At 64.1% G+C, this 17,237-nt stretch carries 18 protein-coding genes; all 18 read right to left on the reverse strand.

Annotated features, from left to right (window positions below):
* Window positions 1-44 precede the first annotated feature (44 nt).
* Window positions 45-311: a flagellar biosynthesis protein FliQ gene (gene fliQ / locus FXB40_RS14930; RefSeq protein WP_148772940.1), complete on the reverse strand. Its 267-nt coding sequence runs from the start codon at window positions 309-311 to the stop codon at window positions 45-47.
* Window positions 312-313: 2 nt separating this feature from the next.
* Window positions 314-733, reverse strand: coding sequence for a flagellar hook assembly protein FlgD (flgD, locus tag FXB40_RS14935; protein WP_148772941.1), 420 nt, complete (start codon window positions 731-733; stop codon window positions 314-316).
* A 14-nt stretch (window positions 734-747) separates the two neighbouring features.
* Window positions 748-1,158, reverse strand: coding sequence for a flagellar biosynthesis repressor FlbT (gene flbT / locus FXB40_RS14940; RefSeq protein WP_148772942.1), 411 nt, complete (start codon window positions 1,156-1,158; stop codon window positions 748-750).
* The gene (gene flaF / locus FXB40_RS14945; RefSeq protein WP_148772943.1) at window positions 1,158-1,502 is read right to left on the reverse strand and encodes a flagellar biosynthesis regulator FlaF; all 345 of its coding nucleotides are present in this window, start codon (window positions 1,500-1,502) and stop codon (window positions 1,158-1,160) included. Before flaF ends, flbT begins: the two co-directional genes overlap by 1 nt.
* A 61-nt stretch (window positions 1,503-1,563) precedes the next feature.
* Window positions 1,564-2,610, reverse strand: coding sequence for a flagellar hook-associated family protein (locus tag FXB40_RS14950; protein ID WP_148772944.1), 1,047 nt, complete (start codon window positions 2,608-2,610; stop codon window positions 1,564-1,566).
* 2 nt (window positions 2,611-2,612) lie between these two features.
* Window positions 2,613-4,088, reverse strand: a complete 1,476-nt coding sequence (gene flgK / locus FXB40_RS14955) for a flagellar hook-associated protein FlgK (protein WP_148772945.1) — start codon at window positions 4,086-4,088, stop codon at window positions 2,613-2,615.
* 46 nt (window positions 4,089-4,134) lie between these two features.
* Window positions 4,135-5,391: a flagellar hook protein FlgE gene (locus FXB40_RS14960; RefSeq protein ID WP_148772946.1), complete on the reverse strand. Its 1,257-nt coding sequence runs from the start codon at window positions 5,389-5,391 to the stop codon at window positions 4,135-4,137.
* 115 nt (window positions 5,392-5,506) lie between these two features.
* Window positions 5,507-6,085 (reverse strand): transglycosylase SLT domain-containing protein, encoded by a 579-nt coding sequence (locus FXB40_RS14965; protein WP_148772947.1) that lies wholly within the window; start codon window positions 6,083-6,085, stop codon window positions 5,507-5,509.
* Window positions 6,036-7,391, reverse strand: coding sequence for a flagellar hook-length control protein FliK (gene fliK / locus FXB40_RS14970; RefSeq protein WP_148772948.1), 1,356 nt, complete (start codon window positions 7,389-7,391; stop codon window positions 6,036-6,038). Before fliK ends, FXB40_RS14965 begins: the two co-directional genes overlap by 50 nt.
* Window positions 7,388-8,572 (reverse strand): chemotaxis protein, encoded by a 1,185-nt coding sequence (locus tag FXB40_RS14975; protein WP_148772949.1) that lies wholly within the window; start codon window positions 8,570-8,572, stop codon window positions 7,388-7,390. The genes fliK and FXB40_RS14975 overlap by 4 nt, the downstream gene beginning before the upstream one ends.
* On the reverse strand, window positions 8,569-9,888 hold the full coding sequence (locus FXB40_RS14980; protein ID WP_148772950.1) for a MotB family protein: 1,320 nt from the start codon (window positions 9,886-9,888) through the stop codon (window positions 8,569-8,571). The genes FXB40_RS14975 and FXB40_RS14980 overlap by 4 nt, the downstream gene beginning before the upstream one ends.
* A 7-nt stretch (window positions 9,889-9,895) precedes the next feature.
* Window positions 9,896-10,597 carry a hypothetical protein gene (locus FXB40_RS14985; RefSeq protein ID WP_148772951.1) on the reverse strand — a complete coding sequence of 234 codons (702 nt, stop codon included), beginning with the start codon at window positions 10,595-10,597 and terminating at the stop codon, window positions 9,896-9,898.
* On the reverse strand, window positions 10,594-12,219 hold the full coding sequence (fliF, locus tag FXB40_RS14990; RefSeq protein WP_148772952.1) for a flagellar basal-body MS-ring/collar protein FliF: 1,626 nt from the start codon (window positions 12,217-12,219) through the stop codon (window positions 10,594-10,596). Before fliF ends, FXB40_RS14985 begins: the two co-directional genes overlap by 4 nt.
* A gap of 304 nt (window positions 12,220-12,523) precedes the next feature.
* Window positions 12,524-13,432 carry a flagellin N-terminal helical domain-containing protein gene (locus tag FXB40_RS14995; RefSeq protein WP_148772953.1) on the reverse strand — a complete coding sequence of 303 codons (909 nt, stop codon included), beginning with the start codon at window positions 13,430-13,432 and terminating at the stop codon, window positions 12,524-12,526.
* 276 nt (window positions 13,433-13,708) lie between these two features.
* Window positions 13,709-14,617: a flagellin N-terminal helical domain-containing protein gene (locus tag FXB40_RS15000; RefSeq protein ID WP_148772954.1), complete on the reverse strand. Its 909-nt coding sequence runs from the start codon at window positions 14,615-14,617 to the stop codon at window positions 13,709-13,711.
* A gap of 273 nt (window positions 14,618-14,890) precedes the next feature.
* Entirely contained in the window at window positions 14,891-15,796 is a 906-nt protein-coding gene (locus FXB40_RS15005; protein WP_148772955.1) for a flagellin N-terminal helical domain-containing protein, read from the reverse strand.
* 238 nt (window positions 15,797-16,034) lie between these two features.
* On the reverse strand, window positions 16,035-16,775 hold the full coding sequence (gene fliP, locus FXB40_RS15010) for a flagellar type III secretion system pore protein FliP (RefSeq protein WP_148772956.1): 741 nt from the start codon (window positions 16,773-16,775) through the stop codon (window positions 16,035-16,037).
* Entirely contained in the window at window positions 16,772-17,215 is a 444-nt protein-coding gene (locus FXB40_RS15015) for a flagellar basal body-associated FliL family protein (protein ID WP_148772957.1), read from the reverse strand. The genes fliP and FXB40_RS15015 overlap by 4 nt, the downstream gene beginning before the upstream one ends.
* Window positions 17,216-17,237: the final 22 nt, after the last annotated feature.

A 17,237-nucleotide genomic window follows, 5' to 3' on the forward strand; every position in this document is an offset into this window, starting at 1 on the left:
CCCGCAAAGCTTACGCGGGGGTGGTGGCCGGAGCGCTCCGCGGATCAGAAGCCGTGCTCGATCCGCGAATAGACCATCTCGGTGAAGGTGGAGATATGCGCGCCGATGAAGGAGCCGGAGACGGCCACGACCACAAGGATGACGACGATCTTCGGAACGAAGGTCAGCGTCGCCTCCTGGATCTGGGTCAGAGCCTGGACCAGCGCGATACCGATGCCGACCAGCATCCCCGCGCCGACCGCGGGTCCGCAGGCAACAAGGATGGTCCAGATCGCCGCCTGGACGATGTCGAGGGCGTCCCGCTCGTTCATGGCTAGCTGATCGTCAGCCCGGGGCCGACCGCGACCTTGGTGCCGTCTTCGAGGGTCGCGACGGAGCCGTTGCTGTTGATGGAGATCGACGCGACCTTGCCGGTGAAGGTCGCTCCGGTCGAGTCGGTGAAGCTGACGTTCTTCCCGATCAGCCCGTCCGCCTGCGACAGCGCCTGCGAGGACAGCAGCGAGTCCAGCTTCGTATTGGTCTGCATTGCCTGCTCGACCGACGACAGCTGGGCGAACTGGCTCATATATTGCGACGTATCCATCGGATTGGTCGGATCCTGATTCTTCATCTCGGCGATGAGGAGCTGCAGGAACGTGTTGTAGTCGACGGTGTTGTTCGACGTCGACGTGGTGGACGAGGTCGAGCTGGTCGAATTGGTGCTTGTGGTATCGGTCGCGCTGGGGACGTTCATGTGCCTCTCCGCTGTCAGGCAGCCTGGACTGGGGACTCGGTGGTGGCGCCGGCGAGGATCGCCTGCTCCAGGGGAAACAGCGCCCGGATCCGCTTGAGCGCCTCGAAATAGCGGGTCCCGCCGACCATCTCGTCGATCGCGGCGAGCCCGTCCAGCATCTCAGGGTTTTCGCACACCGCGAGCAGGGCCGCGTGGTGCTGCCCATAGAGCGAGGCGGCGGCACCGACATCGGTCGGGTTCATCAGCATGAGCTGGACCATGAAATAGAGCTGGCGCATCGCCGTGGTGGCGTCGGAGGCTTGCATGACCTGCCCTTCGAGCAGGAACATCACGTCGTTGACGAGCTCGAGCGAGACCTTGCGGTCCACGCGCAGCACCGCGCCGTTGATGTAGACCCGTTCGCCCGCCCGCAAGGAAATCTTCATTAAAGCGCGTCTCGGATCATGCGGTTGATTTCGACGAGCTGCATCACGTCGTTCGATCGTTCCTCGCGAAGGCGATCGGCTTCCTTGACGACCCACAGGCCGATCGAGATGATGTCGGCGCGCAGCTGTTCGGGCAGCCCGTTCTCCGGATGCGTGAGATCCTCGATGAAGATGGTCCACAGCCGACGGACGTAGAGCAGGCTCTGGACCTGATCCTCCCTGCTGTAGTCCTCCCTCTGGAGCCGCTCCAGCCGGTCGATGCCGAGGCTGAGCGCCTGGCGCTCGCGCCCCCGCGCCTCGTAGCCGCTGTCTTCAACGACCGTTTCGTAGGCTTCAAAAGTCATCCGGACAACTCTGCGCAGAAAATTGCAAGAAACGAAAAGCGAACGCGAACCCCGCTCAGGCTCAGAGATAGTTGATCAGGCTGATCTTCTGGAGCTGCGAGGTGAGCGCGAGCGCCGTCTGGATCTGGGTCTGCAGCGCATTGACGCGCACCGACGCTTCCGTCGGATCGACCTGCTCCATGCCGACGATCTGATTGTTCAGAATGTCTTTCTGGGTCTTGAGCTTGTCGGTCGCGGTGGTGATCCGCTGCTGAACCGTGCCGACGCTGCCGCCGAGCGCAGCAAGGTCGGTGATGGCGCTGCCGACGAGGCCGATGGCCTTGTCCACGACGACCTGGAACGTCGACTGGTTCAGATTCGCGTTCCCGAGATCGGCCATCATCGTATAGGCCTCGGCGAGCTTGCGGAAACCGGTTTGGTTGGCGCTGACGGAGGTGTCGGCGATCTCGGTCGTGGAGATGCGGCTTTGCATGACCTGGTCGGTGGCCGACGACCAGTTGGTGTTCCAGGCCGGGCTTGCGAACTCGGCATCGAAACTGGTGTTGAGGAAGCTCTGCATTTGAGCAGGCGTAATGCTGCTCACGCTGGCCGACGACTGTGAGAAGCCGAAGGTCGAAAGAAAATCGCTATCGACCTGGTTCTTGCTGGCCGAGCCGGCGGCATAAGCCGTGACCGGCTGGTTCTGCGTGTTGATGCCCGAGAACAGATACGAGCCGTTATAGGAGATGTTCAGCGCGCCGATCAGGTCCTGAAGGTTGGAGGACGCAGGCGGCAGGATGATCCGCCCGCCGCCGTCGGTGCTGCGGGCCGCGATCAGGTCCTTGAGGAAGTCCGTGGCGGTCGAGCTGAGCTGGGTGATGCGGTCCTGGGTCACGTCCAGGCGTCCCGCGACGAGCCCGTTGGTATCGACGAGCTGGTCGGCGAAGCTCATGTCCGCCCTTAAGGTGACGTCGCCTCCCGTCGTGGCACCGAGCTCGAGGCCGACATCGGCGAAGCGGCCGGTGGTCGCCTCCGTCGACGCCTTGCTCAGCGCAGCCTGGTTGCTCGTGATCGAATACCTCAATGACGAGGACAGCATCAGGGTGGAAATGTAGTTGGCGCTCATCATGACTAAGTCCCCACGGCGGCTAGCAAGGCTTGCAACATTTGGTCGACGGTCGAAATGATCTTAGACGACGCCGAATAGGTGCGCTCGACCTGAAGCATCAACGACATCTCGTCGTCCATGTTGACGCCGTTGACGTTTGACAGCGCCGTCGTGCTGCGGTCGAGCAGCGTGCTCTGGTACTGGGAGTTGTCGTTGGCGGTCTTGCGCTGGTTTTCGATCCAGCTCGTCGACGACGACGCGTAGTCGATCAGGCTGCCGTTCGGCTTGCCTTGCGTGGTCGCATCGAACGGCTGCGACGCATCCATATTGGTGATGAGCTGCTGAAGCCGGGTCGAATAGCCACCACTGCCGGCGGTGTTGTATTGGTAGGCGACGTTGCCGCTGATCGCGCCGTCGCGCAGCAGATTCGGGTTGCCGCCCTGGGCCGGATCGACCGATGCAGCAACCGAGATCGTGCCGGCGAGGCCCACCGAGACGGTGGCGCTCGCGGGCATCGCCGGCGAGCCTGGATAGGTGAAGAGACCGGGGACGTCGGGCAGAGCCGCGCCCGATTGATCGCTTTCCTTGAAAGTATTGATCAGGCCGCGGGCGACTTCGTCGAGCTGGCTCTGATAGGTGACCGTGTCGTTGTCGCGCAATTGGGCGAGACCGGCGAGCTTGCCGGATTTGATCGGCATCACCGAATTGGCGCCGGTCACGGGCACGCCGTCGATAAAGACCGCGTTTCCCGTGATGTTCGCCGAATAGGAGGTGGTCGGCGCGAAGCTCACCGCCCGCGCCGTCTTGTCGAACAGCACCACGCCGCTGTCGGTGTAGAGCGCAGCATCGCCATTGGTGCGGATCGACATCGTGACGCCGACCTCCTGGGACAGCTTCGAGACGATGCTGTCGCGCTGGTCGAGATAATCGGTCACGTCGTCGCCGGCGATCGTCCCTTTCACGACCGCCGTATTGACGGTCTGGAACTGGGAGAGCAGCTGGTTGATGTTCTGGACCGAAATGTTCATGTCGGCATCCGCGCCCTCGCGGACCGACTGTACGGTCTGGGTTGCCTGGTTGAGCGCGGTCGCCATGTCCTTGGCGGACGTCACGGCGGCCTGGGCCAGCGTGGTATTGTCCGGGGCGTTGGCATATTGCTGAAGCGCCTGCTTCAGCGCATTGAGCTGCGCCGTCGGCGACTGGTCGAGCTGCGGGTCGTCCACCGTGGCAGAAGCGATCTTCTGGAGACCGTCATAGATCGCGCTCTGCGTGGCGGCCGCGGAGGTCGCGGTCAGGACGTTGCTGTACAGGCCGGAGGAGGCGGCGCGCTGGATCGCCGCCACGTAGACGCCGGCACCGGGAAGATTGTCCAGCACCGTGATCTTGCGCGAATAGCCGGTCGAACTGGCGCCGGCGATGTTGCGCGAGACGGTCGACGACTGGATGCCCGACGCCATGAGCGAATTGCGGGCGGAGTCGAGGGCTGACGTAATGGACATGGCGTGCTCTTGAACGTTCTCTTGCCCGGGAAAGGCGCTGAAGAATTCAGCGCTTCAGGTTGACGACGACGTCGAGCAGATCAGCGCCGGTCTGGAACGACTTGGAGTTCGCGGTGAAACCGCGCTGCGCCGAGATCATGTCGGTCAGCTCGCTGGCAAGATCGACGTTGGAGTCTTCGAGCGCGCCGGACTGGATGGTTCCGAGACCGCCCTGGCCGGCCAGGCCGACCTGTACGTTTCCGGAGTCCAGGTTCGGCGAATAGACGTTGCCGACCTCGGGCGTCAGATGGTCCGGGCTCGGCACGGTGGCGAGCGCGATCTGGAAGCTCGGCAATTCGGTGCCGTTCTTGAGCACCGCGGTGACCACGCCCTTACTGTCGATATTGACCTTGTCCACGGCGGACGGCGCGTTGCCGTCGACGGTCGCCTTGAAGTCGAAGCTCGATGCGACCTGGGTCATGGCCGACATGTCGATCTTGAAAGTGCCCGAGCCGCCTGGGATTGCGACCGTGAGCGACGTCGCGCTCGGCGGCGGACCCACCAGGTCAAGCTTGCCTTTTCCGGTCGAGCTCACGTCGAACTTGAACGTGGTCGCGGCAGAGGGACCGCTCGTCAGCGCGGCTCCGGACGGATCGTAGACCTCGACGTCCCACGTATTCGCGCTGGTCTTGGCCGCGTAGACACTGAGCGTCACGGGATTTCCGATATTGTCGTAGGTCACCATCGACGTCTTCGACGTGTAATTGCCCGGGCCAGCGGCAGCGGCCGGTGTGCCGACAACCGCCGCGCTCGGATCCAGATTGGCAGCCACGGTCGCCAGCGTCGACGGCGAGGCCTGCAGCGCCATCTGATTGACGTTGACGACCTGCAAGCCGCCGAAGCCGTTGGCGGCGACGTTGGGCGCAGCACCATTCTGGATGTTGTAGCCCATCAGCTGGAAGCCGGCTGTGTTGACGAGGTTGCCCGTGCTGTCGGGCACGAACGAGCCGGCGCGGGTGAGGAAGTTGTTTCCGTTGGTGTCCTGCACGACGAAGAAGCCGTTGCCCTGGACCGCGAGGTCCGTCGTCGAAGTCGTGAACTGGAGGTTGCCGGGATCGGTGATGGCGTAGCGGACCGTGGTCTCGACCGCGCCGGAATCGTAATTACCGGAGCCGCTCTTCAGGATCAGCGAGGAGAATTCCGTCGAAGCCCGCTTGTAGCCGACCGTATTGACGTTCGCGATGTTGTCCGAGACCGTCGACAGCTTGTTGGACTGCGCGTTCATACCGGAAACGCCGGTGCGCATAACACCATACAGGCTCATAGATTGGGCTCCTTTGACAGATTGTCGTTACAATGGGGGATCTTGCTTGCGCGGGGCTGATGATTGGAGACGATGCACAACTTCATGCGATGCATCGTCATTTCACGTCGTTGATTCACGTTGTCTTGGGTTGGCAGAATGAGCGCGCCTTGTCGGTCCACGCGCCGAAGCCGCTGGAGACGAGATGCGCGACGATGTGGCAAACGTAGCGTTTCTGCGCCGGTTGATTGTTGGGGCCGGCATTGTAGCGGGCGACCGCCATGGTCCAGCTTCCCTCGCGTTGCTTCAGCTCCTTGAGGAAGCGCGCGGCGTAGTCGACGTTCCTGGCCGGATCGAACATCGCCCGCACCGACGTGAACTTGTCGCCGTGAAAATAATGGTTGATCTGCATGCAGCCGAGATCGATCAGCTTGATGCCCTTGGCTCGCATCGCTTCGAAATTCGCCATCGCATCATTCATGTCCCTGGCGAACACGGTCTGCCCTTCCGCACCGAGCGCGTAGGGATAGAGTGCGCCACGCCGGCCGGTCTCGGTGAGGCCGACGGCATAGAGAATGCCGAGCGGAATCCCGTGCTGCTGCGATGCGCGCGCCATCTCGCGCTCGCAGGGGCGCGCAGTGTCGGTCGCCGCCGCCTCGGCGGCGCTACAGATAAACAGGGCCGCGACGAGTGTGCGGCGCCACGTCCTGGTCATGGCGTGCCTCCTGGTTGGGCTGCTGATCCTGCCGGGCTTGCTTGGCTCCGCCGTCCGATTGACCGGACGACGTGCCCGCGCCGCTGAACGCGCCTTGCGACTGGGATGATTGCTGTTGCTGGCTCGCGAGTTGCGACTGCGACTGGCCGGATCCGGCCTGGAATCCGTCGAGCGAGCCGTGCTGTACGGGCGCGACGTCGGCCACGTAGCCCGCCGACTGCATCAGGTCACGGATTTGGTCGCGCTGCTGATCCAGCATCGTGCTGGTGTCCTTGCGTTGCGCGGCAAGCTGAACCGACACCTCGGTGCCGACGAGACGAAGGCGCACGGTGACATTGCCGAGATCCGGCGGCTCGAGATTGACGGTGAGGATCTTGACCGGCTGATCCGGTGCATTGCCCTGGGCGCCCACGAGATCGGCACCGGCGGATGCGGCCGGCGCGGCCGAGCTCTTCAGATCCGACACCACCGCGTTCGCGACCTGCTGGCTCGCGCTGAACTGCGCAACGGGAGGCAGATGGGTCTCCTGCTGAACCACCGTGACCTTGGTCGTTTCCGGCAAGGCGTCGCGGCTCGCGGACTTGGCGGCGCGCTCGACATTCGCCGTGACGGCTTCGAACCCGGATGTGGCGCCCGGCATCGCTTTCGGTTGAACGTCGCTTTCCTCCGGAAACGCCTGCAGCGTCGCAGCGGCCGGCTGCGCGCGCGGCCCGGAAGCATCGGCCGTGGAACGCGCGGCAGTCGACGGCGCGACGGTCGATGAGGTTGCGGAGGACCGCGCGACATTTTCCGTCGCCACCTTCGCGTCGGTCACGCTCTGAACTTCGCGCTTCGCAGTCGAGGTTCGTTCGTCGCGGGTCGAGGTGTCGTTCTTGTCGCTCGACGGCTGCGGCGTCTGCATCGTCACGGCCTGAGCTGCTGCGAGTTCCTGCCCCACGACCGTCGGAGCGCTCAATCTGGCCGGGACGTCCGCCTTCGCCGTTTGATCGACCGGCTCTTTCTTGGTCGACGATTTAGGCTCCTCGGTGCGCTCGTGCACCGGCTCGTCCTTCGACGTGTCGGGCTCGGTCAGCTGGGCCAGGCGCGGGCGTACCGAAGCAGTTTTTGCAGTCGTGTCACCGCCCTGATCGTTCAGCGCCCGCTTGGCCATGTTCGAGACCGTGTGGAGCAGATCGTGAAACGATGAATCGTCCGCGGTTTTCGCACCCGTCGTCGCCGTGCCCTTCGCCGAGCGGGACACCCCGCGCGTAAGAGTTTCGGCGAGGCCTGCGAAAAGCTGTCCGGAAGTTCCGCTAAGCTTGGTCATGGACGGCGATCCTTGGTGAGAAGCTCCAGTTCGCCGAGCTGCGTCTGGGCACGCGCGAGCATTGCGTTCGACGACGCCAGATCGATCCGCGCCGGCGTGGGCGGCGGCTTGTCCGCCGAGATGACAGCGGTCGGACCTGCAATCGGCTTACGGACGTCGAGCGCGAGCTGGAGGGTTGCATTGAGAAGAAGGACGTCGCGCTCCACCAGCTTCGTCCGGTCGAGCGCCTTCAGCTCGGCAAAGCCGCCGTCATATTCGTCAGTGAGCGCGCGGGATGCGCCGCGGTAGAAATGGGCGCGCTCGCGATCGGGCGTGGCATCGGCGCTGAGCGTCAGCGCCCGCTCGCCTGCGAGCCGGGTCACGGTGAGCTTGCCGCGAACCAGCGCGCCGCGCGCGATCACCAGATAGAGCTTGAGGCGGCTGGCGCGGTCGACCTGCTCCAGCAGCGCCGCGACCCGCGCAAAGCGGCGATCATCCAGCGCGAGACCAGATTGCGTCAGGCCCGTGGAAAAGCGCTGCCAGAAATCGCCGGCGTAGACCGAGTTGCGGTAGTGGCGGATATAGGCCAGCGTCAGGAACTCGAACTTGTCGAAATCCTCCGCCTGCCCGACCAGCAGGATCTCGCGCCGCAACGCCGCCTCTTCGACCAGCGTGCCGGGCAGCAGAAGGCGCGCGTCATCGAGACGCTCGATCGCCAGCGAGGCCTCGGAACGTGCGAACAGCGCGCCCTGGACCAGCGCCACCTGCCCGCCCATGCCGGACGGGATCGTGCGCGGCTTGACGTCCTTGAGCAGGTCCCTCGCCTCGTCCTGCCGGCCTTCGACGTAAGCGAGCGCGCCGTCGAACAGCCGCGAATCCACATTGATCTTGTCGCGCGGCAGCTTGCGGACGATCTGCGGGGCGCCGCCGCTGAGCAGATAGATCACGACCGCCTGGCCGTTCTGCGGATTGCTCCACACGCTCGCGTCGGCAGCGAGAAATTTTTCGCCGATCTGCCGGATCAGCGCGATGTGGCTGGCATGCGCCGCGGTGTCGCCATTGGCGATGCCGTCCTGCACCGCCTGCAGCGCGCGGACGAGCTCAAACGGCTCTCCGGACGGCGCTGTCGGTTCGGCAGATGCGCGCGTCGCCACAAGCGACAGCACCATCAGCATCACGGCGCGGAGCAGCGGCCTGGTCAAGGGCGCTTCTCCCGGATCAGGATTTCGATACGACGGTTTTGCGCGGCGGCCGGATCGTTCTGAAGCTTTGGCCGGCGGTCGGCATAGCCTTCGACATGCTCGATCCGCTGCGCATCGACGCCGGAGCGAACCAGCATGTAGTAGGCCATCTGCGCGCGCGCCGTGGACAGCCGCCAATTGTCATAGTTATCCGACTTGTAGGGCCGATTGTCGGTATGACCGCGGACGATGATCATGCCGCGGCGCTTGGCGATCAGCGGGCCGATCTTGTCGATGACGCGCACGAGTTCCGGCCTCGGCTCGGCCGAGCCGACCGCGAACATGCCGAAGGTCGCATCGTCGGTCAGGCTGACCAGCAGACCGTCCTCGACCTGACGGACCTCGGCCACCGGCCCGGCGCCGGCCTTGATATCCGACAGGGCATCGGCGATCGCAGACTGAAGCTGCTTGACGGTCGGCTGCTGGGTCTGGGCCGCGTCACGTGGCTCGGATTCCTTCGGAGCATCGGTGGGACGGGCCTGCGGCCCGACGTTGGCCTGGAGGTTGGCCTGCGCATTCGGTTGAACGGTGCCGTCGCGCGCAGACGATGATGGCGCCGGTCCCGGCGGCAGCAATGGCGACTGGCTCGTGGACGACGCTTGCGCGTCGGGGGCCAAGCTGCCGCCGGCATCATCGGTCCTGCCGCGACGCGGCTCGCCCTGATTTGTGCCGGCCGGATTGTCGCGCGCGGAAGCATTCGGCTTCGGCTCGCCGTCCATGATCCTGTCAGCTTCCTTCGAAGCCTCGGGCGCGAGCTTCCAATAGCCGGGATCGAACGGGTCGCGATAGGCGTCGCCGCCCTTGAGGCCATCCTCTTCGGCCGACGTCAGCGCACCGGCACGCCGCTGGCCCGAGGCCTGGTTCGAGCTCGCCGCGATTTCGGCAAGCGTTGCGTAGGGATCGCGGAACAGGACCTTCTCTTCGTAGAAGGGCGGCTTCTCGGCCGTCGGCGAGTCGCCGCGGCGCTCCTCGTTCGGCCCGGACGGCTGGCGCTTGCCATCCTGTCCCTCGAACGTCGTCGGCTCCTTCTTGGTGAGGTCCTTCAGGCCCTTCGGCGCGGGCGCGTTCTCCGCGAGCTTGATCGGATTGAAGTAGCTCGCAACCACCTGTTTCTGGTCCTGGTTGAGCGCATTGAGCAGCCACATCACCAGGAAGAACGCCATCATCGCGGTCATGAAGTCCGCGTAGGCAATCTTCCAAACGCCACCGTGCGGCTTCTCGTCTTCGAAAGCGCTCCGCCGACGGATAATGACGAGCTCGTGCTTGACCTCCTCCATGGTGAAACTACCGGCGCGCCTCTTTCAGCCGATCCATCCACGTCGAGATCTGCGTCTCGATCGTGGTCTGATCGGCGAGGACACGAACCTCGACGGTGTCGGCGGACTGATATTCGACGCCAGAGCGGCCGGCCAGATTGAGTTGCGCCCTGACGAGGTCGATGAGCTCGCTGGGGCCGGTGACGCGGAACGCCGGCACCGGGGATTTCGACGTCAGCGCCGAGATCTGCTCGACCAGGGATCCGATCGCCTTGTCGCGGACCGCATCGGCGAGGAACGGCAGCAATATCCGGGCGACCGAGCTTGCAATGTTGCTCTCGATCTCGCGGCAGGCAGAGTCGAATCCGTTGACGATCGCGACCGCCTGCTGGTCGGACCATTTGGCCCGCTCCTCGCCGAGCCGGATCGCGCTGCGGACGCGCTCTTCGGCGAGCTTGGATTCGCCTTCCGCTAGGCCTGCGGTATGGCCGCGTCGATAGGCATCTTCGAGCAGATTGACCGGCGCGGCTTCGGGCGTGGGCGCCGGAGGCGGCTGAAGTTGCGGCTGGGCCTGCGCCTGGCGTTGCGCTTGAGGCTGCGATTGAGGCTCGCGCCGAATCTCCTTTCTCGTCAGGACGTCCTGGATCTTGGGCGGCGGAGGCGGCGGCGGCGACTTGGCCCGGCCGTTCGCGTCGAATTGGGTCAGGAGCTTTCCGATTGCCGCGTTCATGCCGGCTCCTCGCGTCGCATCCAGTCTTTAAGGATTGCTGCCGCCTGCATCTGATCGAGGCGGACGATCTGCTCCAGCCGCTTCTGCGGCGTACGCTGCATCTTGCCTTCGAGGTCCTCGACGAGGTTGAGCTCGGGATCCTGGCTATCGGCCAATGCAAGGGCCGTAGCAGCCTCGAGCTCGGCGGCCTCGGCAGCCTCGGTCTGCTCCTGCGCGGCGCGATGGGCCAGGATGCCGTTGACCGCGGGCCGAAGCCCGAACCAGACCAGCATCGAAGCGACGGCCAGGATCGTCACCGCATTGATGACGCTGCCGAGCTGCTTGTTCATCATCTCGACGAAGCTGATCGGCGGTACCGGCGCGAGCTCGCGCGAGCCCTCCACGAAGTCGACCGCAGTCACCTGGATCTGGTCGCCGCGCGCCTTGTCCAGTCCGCCGGCGGTCGCTGCGAGCTGGCTGATTTCGGCGAGCTTGCTGTCGACGATGGCCTGATTGGTCTTGTCGCCGAGGTCGGCGACGAGCCGCGCGCGATTGACCAGGACCGCGATGAAGAGTTTCTTGACCAAGTAACCGTCGCTGACCGTCGTCGTGGTCTTGGACGAGACCTCGAAATTGGTAACGTCCTCGCGGCGCGTCTTGTCCTCGCTGGAGTTCTTGGTGCCGCCGGCGTTGACCTGCTGATCCGGAAGGTTCTGCTGGACCGTCGTCGGCGTCGATCGGTCGGCGTTCGACGACTTTTCGTTTTCGCGGACGTTGCGGACCGAACGCTCGGCGCGGGTCTCGGGATCGTAGACCGTCTCGTTGACCTGGCGCTTGTCGGTGGAGAGCTGCGGCGCGACGCTGACCTCGAAATTGTCCAGGCCGAGATAGGGCGTCAGCGCCTTGCGGATGTTTTCCTGCACCATTCCGCCGACGGTCTTCTGGAGGCTCGCCATCTTGGTCGGCGCGGCGCTGGCCTCGTCCTCTTCGGCCAGCAGCATCGAGCCGTCGGCGTCGAGCACGGTGACCTTGTCGCGCGTCATGCCGGGAATGGCAGCCGCGACGAGGTGGCGGATCGATTGCGCCGTGCGCGCCTCGATCGCGCCGTCGGTGCGCAGCACGACCGATGCGGACGGCGGCTGCTGCGTCGCGCGGAACGAGCCGCGCACCGGCATCACGATGTGCACCCGCGCCGCCTTGACGCCCTTCATCAGCTGAACGGTGCGCGCAATCTCACCCTCGAGCGCGCGAAGCTTCGTGACTTCCTGCATGAAGGAGGTCAGTCCGAGCGATCCGATCTTGTCGAACAGCTCGTAACCGGCATTGGCGCTGGTCGGCAGCCCCTTCTCGGCCAGCAGCATTCGCGCCTGCGCGGTCTGACTCGGCCGCACCGAGACGGCATCGCCGGCTGCGCTGATATCGAAGGTAATGTTCTGCTCGCGCAGGGCGGCGCCGATACGCGTCACGTCTTCGCGGGACAGGCCGGTATAGAGGGATTCGAATTCCGGCCGGCTCAAGTAATAAGCACCCCCGACCACGGTGACGAGGACGGCGAAGCCGATCAGTCCCAAGGCCATCAGACGTCGCGGCCCAAGTTCCAGCAGATTGTTGAGCAGCTGCTGTAGCTGCGCGCGACTGAGCATATGACCTCGTACCATGCGATTGGTAAGGACACTCCGCTGTCAACCTTGTCTGAAGGTTGCGCGCAAACGCGAATGTGTCGCTTCGCAGGCGAGGCGTTGCAATTTTACAAGAAGTTTGAGCGACGCAGGCAGGTCGACGGCAACGGGCCGACGATCGAACGCGTTACCGCGCGATCGGCTGCAGCGTGTTGCATCAGGTCTGGCGTCGGGAGGTCGACTACGGGCACATCATGTGCCGTCACTTCCGCCGGTCACGGCGGGGACCGTGCTCCCGAGGGAGCACGGTCGTCTTGGAAGCTAGTGCTTACTTGAACAGCGAGAGGATGCTCTGGCTGTTCTGGTTGGCGATCGAGAGCGCCTGAACGCCGAGCTGCTGCTGGGTCTGGAGCGCCTGCAGGCGGGTGGATTCCGCGTTCATGTCGGCGTCGACGAGCTGACCGACACCGCGCGTCACCGAGTCCATCAAGGTCTTGACGAAGTCCGTGTTGGTCGCGATGCGGTTCTTGACGGCGCCAAGGTCGGCAGCGGCCGAAGCCACCGAGTTGAGCGCAGCAGTCACCTGCGTGATGTAGGTGCTGAGCGTGGCCTGGTCAGTCGCCGCGTCAGTCAGCGAGGTGATGTCGATCGTGTTGACCGACGCACCGCCGCTCACCGTGTCCAGGATGCCGGTGGTGGACGTGCTATAGAGCGAGTAGTTGGAGATCGTCAGGGTGATCGAGCCGATCGTCGGCGTGCCACCAACGCGAGAGAACGACGACACGAGGTCGAAGGTCGCTGGCGTTGCCGTCGTCACGCTCAGCCAGTTCACGCCGTTGAAGGTCGCCGCATCGGCGGTACCCTTCATCTGCTGCTGGATCTGGGTGATGTCAGCCTGGATCTTGGTGCGGTCGATGCCGGCGGTCTTGGCTTCGACCAGCAGCGCCTGGAGCTTGGTCAGGCCGCCGGTGCTGTCACCGACAACCGCGGTCAGAGCGGTATACTCGGTGTCGACGGTCGCGGCCGACAGACCGAGCGAGTCGGAGACGGCGGAGAGCGCGGCGTTGTCGGCGCGCATCGAGGTCGCGATCGACCAATAGGCGGCGTTGTCCGAAGCCGTGGCCACGCGCTGACCGGTGGAGATCCGGTTTTCGGTAGTCTGGAGGCTGGAGCTGACGTTGCGCAGCGTCTGCAGCGCGGTCATTGCTGCGGAGTTGGTGAGCAGGCTAGAACTCATTTTTGACGTCCCCTTGAAAACGATTTGAAATTTTTGGGACATACCGGGCTTGCACCGGTACGAGAGGGCGGCATCATGCCTTTGAGCTGCGAAAAAGCGCGCTCAACCTGTCGTAATGGCGGCGATAGCACGCGAAGTTTGCGCGAGGCTTGTGGCTCTGTGACCGGACCGCAATTCGAGACACGAAATCGCGCCTCTGACACCCGAACAGCGCACGCCAAAATGAAAAGGGCCGCGCTTCTCACGAAGCGCGGCCCCCTTAGATGGTTTTCAGGCTTAGCGGAACAGCGAGAGGATGCTCTGGCTGTTCTGGTTGGCGATCGAGAGCGCCTGAACGCCGAGTTGCTGCTGGGTCTGGAGCGCCTGAAGGCGGGTGGATTCCGCGTTCATGTCGGCGTCGACAAGCTGACCGACACCACGATTCACCGAGTCCATCAAGGTCTTGACGAAGTCCGTGTTGGTCGCAATGCGGTTCTTGACGGCACCGAGGTCGGCGGCGGCCGAAGCCACCGAGTTGATCGCAGCAGTCACCTGCGTGATGTAGGTGCTGAGCGTGGCCTGGTCGGTCGCCGCGTCGGTCAGCGAGGTGATGTCGATCGTGTCGACCGACGCGCCGCCGCTCACCGTGTCCAGGATGCCGGTGGTGGACGTGCTGTAGAGCGAGTAGTTGGAGATCGTCAGGGTGATCGAGCCGATGGTCGGCGTGCCACCAACGCGGGAGAACGACGACACGAGGTCGAAGGTCGCTGGCGTTGCCGTCGTCACGCTCAGCCAGTTCACGCCGTTGAAGGTTGCCGCATTGGCGGTGCCCTTCATCTGCTGCTGGATCTGGGTGATGTCAGCCTGGATCTTGGTGCGGTCGATGCCGGCGGTCTTGGCTTCGACCAGCAGCGCCTGGAGCTTGGTCAGGCCGCCGGTGCTGTCGCCGACAACCGCGGTCAGAGCGGTATACTCGGTGTCGACGGTCGCAGCCGACAGACCGAGCGAGTCGGAGACCGCGGAGAGCGCGGCGTTGTCGGCGCGCATCGAGGTCGCGATCGACCAATAGGCGGCGTTGTCCGAAGCCGTGGCCACCCGCTGACCGGTGGAGATCCGGTTCTCGGTGGTCTGGAGGCTGGAGCTGACGTTGCGGAGGGTCTGCAGCGCGGTCATTGCTGCGGAGTTGGTGAGAAGGCTAGAACCCATTTTGATGTCCCTTTGAAGATTGAGTTGATTTGGGGACATACCGGACTTGCACCGGTACGACAGGGCGGCGTCATGCCTTTGGGCTGCGGAAAAGCGGTTAGGCCCAACCCGTCGTAGCGGTGACCGTAGCGCGCGAAGCTTGTGCGGGGCTTGTGGGTCTGTGTCCCGGCCGCAACAGCGCAGCCGAAATCGCGGCGTGAGCGGGACGTCACGTCAAACGAAAGGGCCGCGCTTCGCGAGAAGCGCGGCCCTCCCCCAGATGGTTTTTCAGGCTTAGCGGAACAGCGAGAGGATGCTCTGGCTGCTGCTGTTGGCGATCGAGAGCGCCTGAACACCGAGCTGCTGCTGGACCTGGAGAGCCGACAGACGGGTGGACTCCTGGTTCATGTCGGCGTCGACGAGCTGGCCGATACCGCGAGACACCGAGTCCATCAGCGACTTCACGAAGTCCGTATTGGTCGAGATACGGTTCTTGACGGCGCCGAGGTTGGCGGCGGCCGAAGCCACCGAGTTGATCGCAGCAGTGACCTGCGAGATGTAGGTATCGAGCGTGGCCTGGTCGGTTGCCGCGTCAGTCAGCGTGGAGATGTCGATCGTGTTGACCGACACGCCGCTGCTCACCGTGTCCAGGATGCCGTTGGTGGACGAGCTGTAGAGCGCATAGTTGGCAGTGGTCAGCTGGATGGAGCCGGTGGTCGGCGTGCTGCCGACGCGGGAGTACGACGACACCAGATCAACCGTCGCCGGCGTGGCCGTCGTCGTGCTCAGCCAGTTGACGCCGTTGAAGGTCGCCGCATCCGCGGTGCTCTTCATCTGTTGCTGGATCTGGGTGACGTCCGCCTGGATCTTGGTGCGGTCGATACCCGCCGTCTTGGCTTCGACCAGCAACGACTGCAGCTTGGTCAGGCCGCCGGTGCTGTCGCCGACAACCGAGGTCAGAGCGGTATATTCGGTGTCGACGGTCGCGGCCGACAGACCGAGCGAGTCGGAGACGGCGGAGAGCGCGGCGTTGTCGGCGCGCATCGAGGTCGCGATCGACCAGTAGGCAGCGTTGTCCGAAGCAGTCGAGACGCGCTGGCCGGTGGAGATGCGGGTCTGCGTGGTGGCGAGTTGGGAGCTCACAGACCGCAGGGTCTGGAGGGCGGTCATAGCGGTCGAGTTCGTAAGCAGGCTTGACATTGCGAATGTCCCTTTGATGTACGCGTTACATTTTCACGAGGGGACATACCGGGCTTTCACCGGTACGGAGGGGCGGCATCATGCCTTTGGACTGTGGGTGGGGTCCAACCCGCCGTGCCGCATAGCTAGCACGCCGAATCTTGCTTCCGAATTAAGACGGGCCTGAATTCTTCAGCAAAATCATATGATTAATGTTACTCTTCGCTAACCTTAACCAACCGTTAGGTCGAGGCCGCTGTTACGAGAACGACCGCACCAGTCCGGAGGCGAGCAGGTTCCAGCCGTCGATCAGCACGAAGAACAGCACCTTGAACGGCAGCGCGAGGATCGACGGCGGCATCATCATCATGCCCATCGACATCGTCAGCGTCGCCACGATCATGTCGATGACGAGGAATGGCAGAATGATGAGGAAGCCGATCTCGAACGAACGCCGGAGCTCGGAGATCATGAAGGCCGGGATGATGACGCGCATGTCGATGCGCTTGTCGTCGAACTTCCTGCGAAAGCTTTCCGCGGCGAGCGACTCGAACGTCTGCAGGTCCTTGTCGCGGACATGGGCCAGCATGAATTCACGGAACGGATCGCTGATCTTCAGATAGGCCTCCTCCTCCGAGATCTCGTTCTTCATCAGCGGCTGCACGCCGGTTTCCCAGGCGCGATCGAAGGTCGGCGCCATGACGTAGAAGGTCATGAACATGGCGAGGCTGATCAGCACGAGATTCGGAGGCGTCGTCTGAAGGCCGAGGCCGGCGCGCAGGAACGAGAGCGCGACGGCGAAGCGCGTGAAGCTCGTCACCATGATGAGCAGCCCCGGTGCGACGGACAGCACCGTCAGCAGCGCCATGAGCTGGATGATCCGGCCGCTGGTCGAGCCGTTGCCGGGCGGCAGCAGCGAATTGAGGTCCGGGATCTGGGCGAACGCTACCTCGGGCAGCACGACCAGCAGCAACGCAAGCGGCAAGACTCTCAATTTCACTGGATCACCAACGTCTCAATGATCAATTCGCGGACTTTGCCGGACGAGCGGATGCTGGCGCGTTCGGACAGGTCGTCACGCAGATGCTGGAGCCCGCGCGTGCCTTCGAACTGCGTGACCGACGCGGACCGCAAATAAGTGACGATGTCTTCGCTGATATGAGCGGCCAGGATGCCGGCATCCTCGTCGCTCATGCTGTCGGTCACCATGGAGGCTTCGACCCGGGCCCAGTTGTTGGCCGGCGCCGCGAGGTTGGTCACGATCGGAGACAGCTTCCTGAGCCGCGCGCTGCCGGCGTAGCTCGACGCGATCGGCGGCGGGGTGGCACCCTTCTTGGCGTCGGCGACGCGTTCGGCTGCGGCGAACAGGTGCAAGCCCGCCAGCGCGCCCGCGCCGATCGCGACCAGGGTCAGCACGAGGATGGCTGCAATCAGGCGCATGACGCCCCCTGCTCCCACGACG

Origin of the sequence: Bradyrhizobium rifense, assembly GCF_008123425.1 — a bacterium.
In the GTDB taxonomy this organism is placed as follows: Bacteria; Pseudomonadota; Alphaproteobacteria; order Rhizobiales; family Xanthobacteraceae; genus Bradyrhizobium; species Bradyrhizobium rifense.

Coding starts and splice junctions, on each gene's coding strand:
- flbT (WP_148772942.1), bottom strand. CDS start 1,158: ATGAAGATTTCCTTGCGGGCGGGCGAACGGGTCTACATCAACGGCGCG.
- FXB40_RS15000 (WP_148772954.1), bottom strand. CDS start 14,617: ATGGGTTCTAGCCTTCTCACCAACTCCGCAGCAATGACCGCGCTGCAG.
- FXB40_RS14980 (WP_148772950.1), bottom strand. CDS start 9,888: ATGGAGGAGGTCAAGCACGAGCTCGTCATTATCCGTCGGCGGAGCGCT.
- FXB40_RS14960 (WP_148772946.1), bottom strand. CDS start 5,391: ATGAGCCTGTATGGTGTTATGCGCACCGGCGTTTCCGGTATGAACGCG.
- flaF (WP_148772943.1), bottom strand. CDS start 1,502: ATGACTTTTGAAGCCTACGAAACGGTCGTTGAAGACAGCGGCTACGAG.
- fliF (WP_148772952.1), bottom strand. CDS start 12,219: ATGCTCAGTCGCGCGCAGCTACAGCAGCTGCTCAACAATCTGCTGGAA.
- flgK (WP_148772945.1), bottom strand. CDS start 4,088: ATGTCCATTACGTCAGCCCTCGACTCCGCCCGCAATTCGCTCATGGCG.
- fliQ (WP_148772940.1), bottom strand. CDS start 311: ATGAACGAGCGGGACGCCCTCGACATCGTCCAGGCGGCGATCTGGACC.
- FXB40_RS14965 (WP_148772947.1), bottom strand. CDS start 6,085: ATGACCAGGACGTGGCGCCGCACACTCGTCGCGGCCCTGTTTATCTGT.
- FXB40_RS15005 (WP_148772955.1), bottom strand. CDS start 15,796: ATGTCAAGCCTGCTTACGAACTCGACCGCTATGACCGCCCTCCAGACC.
- FXB40_RS14995 (WP_148772953.1), bottom strand. CDS start 13,432: ATGAGTTCTAGCCTGCTCACCAACTCCGCAGCAATGACCGCGCTGCAG.
- FXB40_RS15015 (WP_148772957.1), bottom strand. CDS start 17,215: ATGCGCCTGATTGCAGCCATCCTCGTGCTGACCCTGGTCGCGATCGGC.
- flgD (WP_148772941.1), bottom strand. CDS start 733: ATGAACGTCCCCAGCGCGACCGATACCACAAGCACCAATTCGACCAGC.
- FXB40_RS14985 (WP_148772951.1), bottom strand. CDS start 10,597: ATGAACGCGGCAATCGGAAAGCTCCTGACCCAATTCGACGCGAACGGC.
- FXB40_RS14950 (WP_148772944.1), bottom strand. CDS start 2,610: ATGATGAGCGCCAACTACATTTCCACCCTGATGCTGTCCTCGTCATTG.
- fliK (WP_148772948.1), bottom strand. CDS start 7,391: ATGACCAAGCTTAGCGGAACTTCCGGACAGCTTTTCGCAGGCCTCGCC.